Source organism: Acidisphaera sp. S103 (assembly GCF_009765975.1).
GTDB lineage: Bacteria > Pseudomonadota > Alphaproteobacteria > Acetobacterales > Acetobacteraceae > Rhodopila.
This window is the reverse complement of record NZ_LMUJ01000076.1, coordinates 26,182-32,948: the sequence shown is the minus strand read 5'-3', so window position 1 is coordinate 32,948 and position 6,767 is coordinate 26,182. Positions and strand designations below refer to the sequence as shown.

The 6,767-nt window shown below is 66.4% G+C and carries 6 protein-coding genes; 5 read left to right on the top strand and 1 reads right to left on the bottom strand.

What is annotated here, in order from left to right:
- The first annotated feature begins 60 nt into the window (after positions 1–60).
- From galE to GSQ89_RS26105, 4 genes are all read left to right on the top strand, one after another.
- The gene (galE, locus tag GSQ89_RS26120; protein ID WP_158930790.1) at positions 61–1,047 is read left to right on the top strand and encodes a UDP-glucose 4-epimerase GalE; all 987 of its coding nucleotides are present in this window, start codon (positions 61–63) and stop codon (positions 1,045–1,047) included.
- Positions 1,037–2,581 (top strand): hypothetical protein, encoded by a 1,545-nt coding sequence (locus GSQ89_RS26115; protein WP_158930788.1) that lies wholly within the window; start codon positions 1,037–1,039, stop codon positions 2,579–2,581. The genes galE and GSQ89_RS26115 overlap by 11 nt, the downstream gene beginning before the upstream one ends.
- The gene (locus tag GSQ89_RS26110) at positions 2,578–3,825 is read left to right on the top strand and encodes an oligosaccharide flippase family protein (protein WP_158930786.1); all 1,248 of its coding nucleotides are present in this window, start codon (positions 2,578–2,580) and stop codon (positions 3,823–3,825) included. The genes GSQ89_RS26115 and GSQ89_RS26110 overlap by 4 nt, the downstream gene beginning before the upstream one ends.
- Before the next feature lie 70 nt (positions 3,826–3,895).
- The gene (locus GSQ89_RS26105; RefSeq protein WP_158930784.1) at positions 3,896–5,083 is read left to right on the top strand and encodes a hypothetical protein; all 1,188 of its coding nucleotides are present in this window, start codon (positions 3,896–3,898) and stop codon (positions 5,081–5,083) included.
- 45 nt (positions 5,084–5,128) lie between these two features.
- Here the strand turns inward: GSQ89_RS26105 and GSQ89_RS26100 are convergent, their stop codons facing one another.
- Positions 5,129–5,551 carry a GFA family protein gene (locus GSQ89_RS26100; protein ID WP_216856401.1) on the bottom strand — a complete coding sequence of 141 codons (423 nt, stop codon included), beginning with the start codon at positions 5,549–5,551 and terminating at the stop codon, positions 5,129–5,131.
- A gap of 171 nt (positions 5,552–5,722) precedes the next feature.
- Here GSQ89_RS26100 and GSQ89_RS26095 point away from each other — a divergent pair.
- Positions 5,723–6,767 (top strand): amidohydrolase family protein (locus GSQ89_RS26095; RefSeq protein WP_158930780.1); only part of this gene is annotated, 1,045 nt, incomplete at its 3' end.

The following is a 6,767-nucleotide window of genomic DNA, read 5'->3' as shown; positions in this document are numbered from 1 at the left end:
CACGCCGATGCGGGGGTGCATCACCGCCGCTACAAAGCGTATTTTCGGGAGTAGTGGATCATGGCGCAGCGTTTTCTGGTGACCGGCGGGGCCGGTTTTGTCGGCAGCCACTTGGTGGCGGCCCTGGTCGACCGGGGCGGCGACGTCACCGTGCTGGACAACCTGCGGACCGGCCACCGGGCGGCTGTGCCCGCGGGAGCCACGCTGGTCGTCGCCGATCTCGCGGACGCCGGACCGATCGACAGCCTGCTGGGTGACGGCGCCTGGGACGCGGTGTTCCATTTCGCCTCCCTGTCGCAGGTCGGGGAAAGCATGCGCATGCCGATGCGCTACCTGCTCGACAACGCCGCCAATGGCATCCGGCTGATCGACGCCTGCGTGCGCCACGGCGTGGGACGATTCGTGCTGTCCTCCACCGCCGCGCTGTTCAACCTCGACAGCGCCGAACCGATCCCGGAAGACGCACCGATCGACCCGCAATCGGCCTACGGCGACAGCAAATGGATGCTGGAACGCGCCTTGCGCTGGGCTGGGCAGGTGCACGGGCTGCGTTTCGCCTGCCTGCGGTACTTCAATGCCGCCGGCTCCGACCCCGCCGGCCGCCTCGGCGAAGACCACCGCCCGGAATCCCACCTCATCCCCCTCGTCATCGACGCCGCGCTCGGGCGGCGCCCCGCGCTGGACGTCTATGGCGACGACTATCCGACCGAGGACGGCACCTGCATCCGCGACTACGTGCATGTTTCCGACCTGGCCTCGGCGCATCTGCTGGCACTGGAGGCACTGGACCGAGGCGCCGTGATCTGGAACCTCGGCAATGGCACCGGCCATTCGGTGCGGCAGGTGATCGCCTCGGTCGAACATGTATCAGGGCTGAAGGTTCCGTACCAGGTGGTGGCACGCCGGGCCGGCGACGCTTCCGTGCTGGTGGCGTCGTCCACGCGGGCACAGCAAGCCGGGTGGCAGCCGGCGCATGGCGATCTGGACGATATCGTCGCAACCGCCTTCGCCTGGCGAAAAGCCCATCCGAACGGCTATGGCGACTGACCGGACCGCCCGTCTCGCTGTCCCGGCCGCCGCGGCGCTGTTGCTGTGGCCGGCACTGTGGAACGGGTATCCGATCGTGTTCGCCGACACCGGAACCTATCTGTCCCAGGCGATCCGCTTTTACGCCGGCTGGGACCGTCCGGTGTTCTACTCCCTGTTCATGCTGCCGCTGCATTGGAGGATTACGGTCTGGCCGGTGATCGTGGCCCAGGCGCTGCTGGCCGCATGGGTCCTGCGACTGGTCTGCCATGCGCTGGCCCCCGGGGTGTCCGGAACAACCTTCATCGCCGGCGTCGGCATCCTGTCCGCCTGCACCTGGCTTCCCTGGCTGGTTTGCGAGCTGATGCCCGACCTGTTCACCCCCCTGCTGGTGCTGTCGCTTTGTCTGCTGGCCCTGGCGCCGGACCGCCTGTCACGCACCGAGCAAGTGTGTCTGGCCGGGCTCGCCACCCTGATGATCGCCACCCAACAATCCAGCCTGCCGCTGACCGCCGGCGTGTTGATGGTGCTAACCTTTATGGTCATCGCCGGACGTGTCCCCATCAGCATTAGGCCAAGAGATGGCGGGGAAATTGTTGGGGTGGATTTGCCGCAGCCCATCCGTCATGGCCGGGCGTGTCCCGGCCATCCGCGCTTCGTCGGCCGGTGCGTAGATAGCCGGGACACGCCCGGCCATGACGATGAGAAAGTGCCGCCTCTTATCCTGACGCCTGCGGGGCGTGTCCCGGCCATGACGGACACCTGGCTACCGATCCATCCCACCCGGCCCCGTCGCTGGCCCCTGCTCGTTCTCCCGCCCGCTCTCGCGCTCTTCGCTCTCTGTTCCGTCAACCTCGCCGCGCACGGACGTTTCGCCGTCTCCCCCTTCGGCAACATCTTCCTGCTCGCCCGCGTGATCTACGACGGCCCGGGAATGGCCGCGCTGCACCGCGACTGTCCCGTCGGCCACTGGCGGCTGTGTCCCTTCCTCGACGACTTCCCACCCACGTCGGACGAGTTCCTCTGGACCCACGACAGCCCACTCAACCGTGCAGGCGGCCCCAAAATCGTCTCAACCGAAGCCGATGCGATCATCGAGGCCGCCCTACGCGCTGCCACGCTGGCGGAAATCCGAGCCGGGCTGGCCAACGCGTTGACGCAAATCACCGAATTCGCCAGCGGCGACGGCCTAAACCCCTGGCCGGCCGAGGTCTCGCCCTGGATCGAGCGTTATTTCCCCGTTCGGGAACAAGCCGCCTACGCCGCCGCGCGCCAACAACGGGGTACCTTGTCGGTGCCGCCGCCCCTGGCGCAAGTCCACGAGATCGTCGACCTGGCCGGCATCATCGCCTGCGCCCTTCTGGTGCCCGGCGCGTTCCGCCGCCGAACAGCCCACGCCGGCTTCCTGCTCGCCGTGCTGCTGGTCCTGCCGCTCAGTGCCGCCATCACCGGAGGCCTATCCGCGCCACACGACCGCTACCAAGCCCGCATCATGTGGCTTCCTCCGTTCGCCGCCGTGGTCTCTTTCGCAGCCCTCCGCCGCCGCTCAGCATGAAACGCGACGCCTTCTGGTCGGGGCTGGAGGCCGGCGTGTCCGCCATCCTGTCCATCGTCACGTCCTTTGTCGTCGCCCGTATCGTCGGCCCCGGCGAGTTCGGCATCGGCGCGGCGGCCACGGCGGTCCATATCGTCCTGTGGGTCGTGGTGAACGCCCTCTTCGCCGACGCCCTGGTGCAGCGGGCCACGATCGACGACCGCATCCTGTCCAGCGCGTTTTGGGCGTCGGTCGCCGTCGGCTGCATCGCCCTGTTCCTCCAGGCCTCCGCCGGCTGGGGCCTTGCCACCCTGCTGAACGACCACCGACTGGTGCCGATGGCCCTGCTGCTGGCCGTGCCCCTGCCCCTGGTCGGCGCGGCCGGCGTCGTCCAGGGCCTGCTGACGCGAGAGCGTGCGTACCGCGCCCTGGCGTTGCGCACGCTGATCGGGCAGGGATTGGGAACCGCCGTGGGCGTCTCCGCCGCCTTCGCCGACGCCGGCGGCTGGGCGCTGGTGTGCCAGCAGGCCGCCACCACCACGATCGGCGCCCTGGCTTTGCTGATCGGCCGCGGCTGGGTACCGTCCCGCCGGCTGGACTGGGCCTCGGTGCGGTCCCTGCTGACGATCGGTATTCCCCTGACCGCGTCCACCCTGGTCCTGATCGGCCGTTACCGGCTGTTCGCGGTGCTGATCGGCGGCACCGCCGGCGCCGCCATCTTAGGGCAGGTCCACATCGCGTTCCGCCTGGTCGACACAGTCCGGGAACTGACATTCACCGCGCTGTGGCGGCTGATGCTGCCGGCGCTGTCCGAATATCAGCAAAACCGACAGGCTATGCTGGCGCAGGTGGACCGCTGGCTGCGCCGCAGCGTGGCGGTGATCGTTCCCCTTTGCCTGCTGCTGGGCATCGGCCTGACTCAGGTCGTCGCCATCGTGATGGGCCCGAAATGGGCGGCCACCGGTCACGCCGCGATGCCCCTGGTCGCCCTGATGGCATGGTCCACGCTGACCTTTCCCGCGGGCGTGGCACTGATCGCCGTCGGCCAGGCCAGGTTCACGCTGTATGCCAATCTGGCGGGCCTGGTCGCCAGTTCGGCCGGAGTCCTGCTGCTGCGGCCAACCGATCCCTGGGAAGCGGTCATGATATGGACCGTAAGCCAGGTTCTCGTCAGCCCCTACAGCCTGTGGGTGAACGCCAGGGCGCTGGGCGTCAACATGATCCGGCCGCTGACCGGCGGTCTGGGATCAAGAGTGGTCGCGTGACAAGACGGCGGAACGATTTTTGTTGCTTTACAGTTGTGGTTATGTCATGACCAAATCGGAAACTCCTGCTGTGAACGGTGAATATACTCTGATTCGCCTGTGTCTCCTGGCCGTCCTTGCCCTGCTGCCGTGCTCAGCCAGGGCACAATGCACCAACCCCGCCGAGACGTGCAAACCACACATTCCCCAACCGGATGTATCCCGCCCGTACAGTCTGACCGAAGCCGGCGCCAAGTGCGACGGGAAAACCGACGATACCGCCGCGATCGACGCCTGGTGGTTCCACCTGATGCGCCACGGCGGAAAAGGCGCACTGCCGGTCGGCACGTGTGTCGCCCGATCGCCCATCGTCTGGGACATGACCAAACGGCGGAACGGCATCCGGATCGCCGGTGCCGGTCAGGGCCAGTCAGTCCTGGACCTGCGCGCCATAGAGTCCGGAACGCCCCTTCTGATCACCGCCGCCAAGGCAATGTTCTACGGTCATTTCTCCGACTTTACGGTTTTAACCGACACAAAAGGCCCGGGCGTGCAACTCGGCAGACCAGACCTGACGGATGCATTGAACGGCTTCACTTTCACCCAAATGGAGTTTAAAAACGCCGCCAATGACGAAGCCGCCGTAGCCTTGCAGGTCAACGGCTGCGTCAACTGCGATTTCGAGACGATCACGACGAACACCGGCGGCGGCTCCATCACCGGCACCGGTAAGGGCGTGTCGCTACAACTGCGGTACGCTGCGTTCTCCCGCTTCATGGGCAGTTTCTCCGACGCCGGCACGGGCGTTCAACTGACCCGCGGCTACGTGTTCGGCAATGTCTTTGAGGCCCTCGACATCGAGGTCGTCAATACCGCCATCCTGGTCGACAGCCCCCACGCCGCGCGCAACACCTTCATCGGCGGCCAGTTCGCGGCGATGACCGGACTGAACTTCACCGCGGGAAACGCCAACATCGTCACCAACCCCAACATCGCACTGTATCGCGGCGGCGTCGCGGTCGCCGGCACGCAGGGGCTGTGGCTGCAACAAGCCGAAGCGAACGTCATCACACCGGCCGTGCCACCGAGCGGAACGGCGGTGACCAATACGACAGGCCATCTGGTGCTGGTCGCGGTGTATGGCGGAGCAGTCACGCGGGTCGGTGTCGGGGGCTCAATCCACGCCTTGAGGCAGGGGACCATGATCGTGCGGCCCGGCGAGACCGTGACGCTTGTCTACACGTCCGCTCCGGCGTGGGAGTGGCGGCCTGTGTTGTAGCGACCAGCGCCAGGACGAGGCGTATGCGTTGTGACGGATCAGGGGTCAGCCGGGCCTGGGTTTGACCGGCGGCGGCTGGCCCTCGATCCGGGGCGTTGCCGGGTCGAAGCAGGCCCAGTCGGGCGCCGACTTGGTCCAGATTGTGCCGACCGGCGGAAAAGCCTGTGGATTGTCCAATGCCCCGACCCGAACGACCACCAGATGCGGCGTGGACTCGGACGCGCTGAACAGATGCGTGCCGCAAACGGGGCAGAACCGCCGGTGCATACGCGATCCGCTGTCAGCGGTGCTGAGATAATCCTGCATCTCGCCTTCGACCGTGACGGCGGCCGACGGAAAGATCGCATTCACCGTGCCATTTCCCGCGCCGATATACTGGCAAACGCGGCACCAGCAGGTGCGGCCGGTGATCCGGTCCGCCGAGATGGAGAATGTTACGGCTCCGCAGAGGCAACGCCCGGTGGTCACTGTTTCCTCCGTTGGGGTAGGGTTTAGGCAGGATGGCATGGACGGACGGTTTGGCAAGGTGGCGGAGAACCGGATGTCGACATTTCACCGCTGTTTCGTGGGGTGGTGACGCGGAATTGCGGTGTGACTTTGATGTAGCCAAAGTGGGCAAATCCAATGGGAGGTCTGGCCATGGCTGGCGACTTGCTGGTGCGAAATGTTCGTCCGCTAGGGGGCGATCCGGCCGATATCCTGATCCGCGGCGGCACGATAACCGCCATCGGTCCCGATTTGGCCAGTGACGGTGTGCCCGTGCTGGACGGCAAAGGACGACTGGCGCTGCCCGGCCTGGTGGAAGCCCACACTCACCTCGACAAATCGCTGCTCGGTCTGCCCTGGTATCGAAACGAAGTCGGACCGCGGCTGATCGACAAAATCGAAAACGAACGTGCCGCGCGCAAGGCGCTGCCGATCGAGCCAGCCCAACAATCACACCGGCAGGCGATGCAGTCCCTGTCACACGGCAGCACGTTCATCCGGTCCCATGTCGACGTCGACACGGAATGCGGCGTCGCCGGGATCGAGGGCGTTATGGCGACGCGGGCGGCGCTCGCCGATCTGGTAACGATCGACCTGGTGGCGTTCCCGCAAAGTGGGATGTTGGTGCGCCCCGGCACGGTCGAACTGATGGAGCAGGCGCTGCGGCTCGGTGCCCAGACCGTCGGCGGGCTGGATCCTTGCGCGATCGATCGCGACCCGAAGGGGCACCTGGACACGATATTCCGCATGGCGGACCGGTTCGGCTGCGGCGTCGATATCCATCTGCACGAGACAGGCGAGATGGGCCTGTTTTCGATGGAACTGATCATCGAGCGGACCCGCGCCCTGGGAATGGCCGGACGGGTCATCGTCAGCCACGCGTTCTGCCTGGGCATGCCGGACCCGTCGCTGGTGGACCCCGTGGTGGCAGAGATCGCGGACGCCGGGATCGCGATCATGACGACCGCACCGGCGTCGCGACCGGTGCCGTCGGTGCGGCAGTTAGTCCGAGCGGGCGTGGTACTGTGCGCCGGGTCGGACGGCATCCGCGATACCTGGGGTCCGTATGGCAATGGCGATATGCTGGAACGGGCAATGTTCGTAGGACTGCGCAACAATCTGCGACGGGATGACGAACTGGCGATAGCACTCGATACCGTCACCACCGGCGGGGCCAAGGCACTGGGTCTAACAGGGT

Bases quoted from the DNA above. Each gene is read 5' to 3' on its own strand.
- galE (WP_158930790.1), top strand. From the start codon at position 61: ATGGCGCAGCGTTTTCTGGTGACCGGCGGGGCCGGTTTTGTCGGCAGC.
- GSQ89_RS26115 (WP_158930788.1), top strand. From the start codon at position 1,037: ATGGCGACTGACCGGACCGCCCGTCTCGCTGTCCCGGCCGCCGCGGCG.
- GSQ89_RS26110 (WP_158930786.1), top strand. From the start codon at position 2,578: ATGAAACGCGACGCCTTCTGGTCGGGGCTGGAGGCCGGCGTGTCCGCC.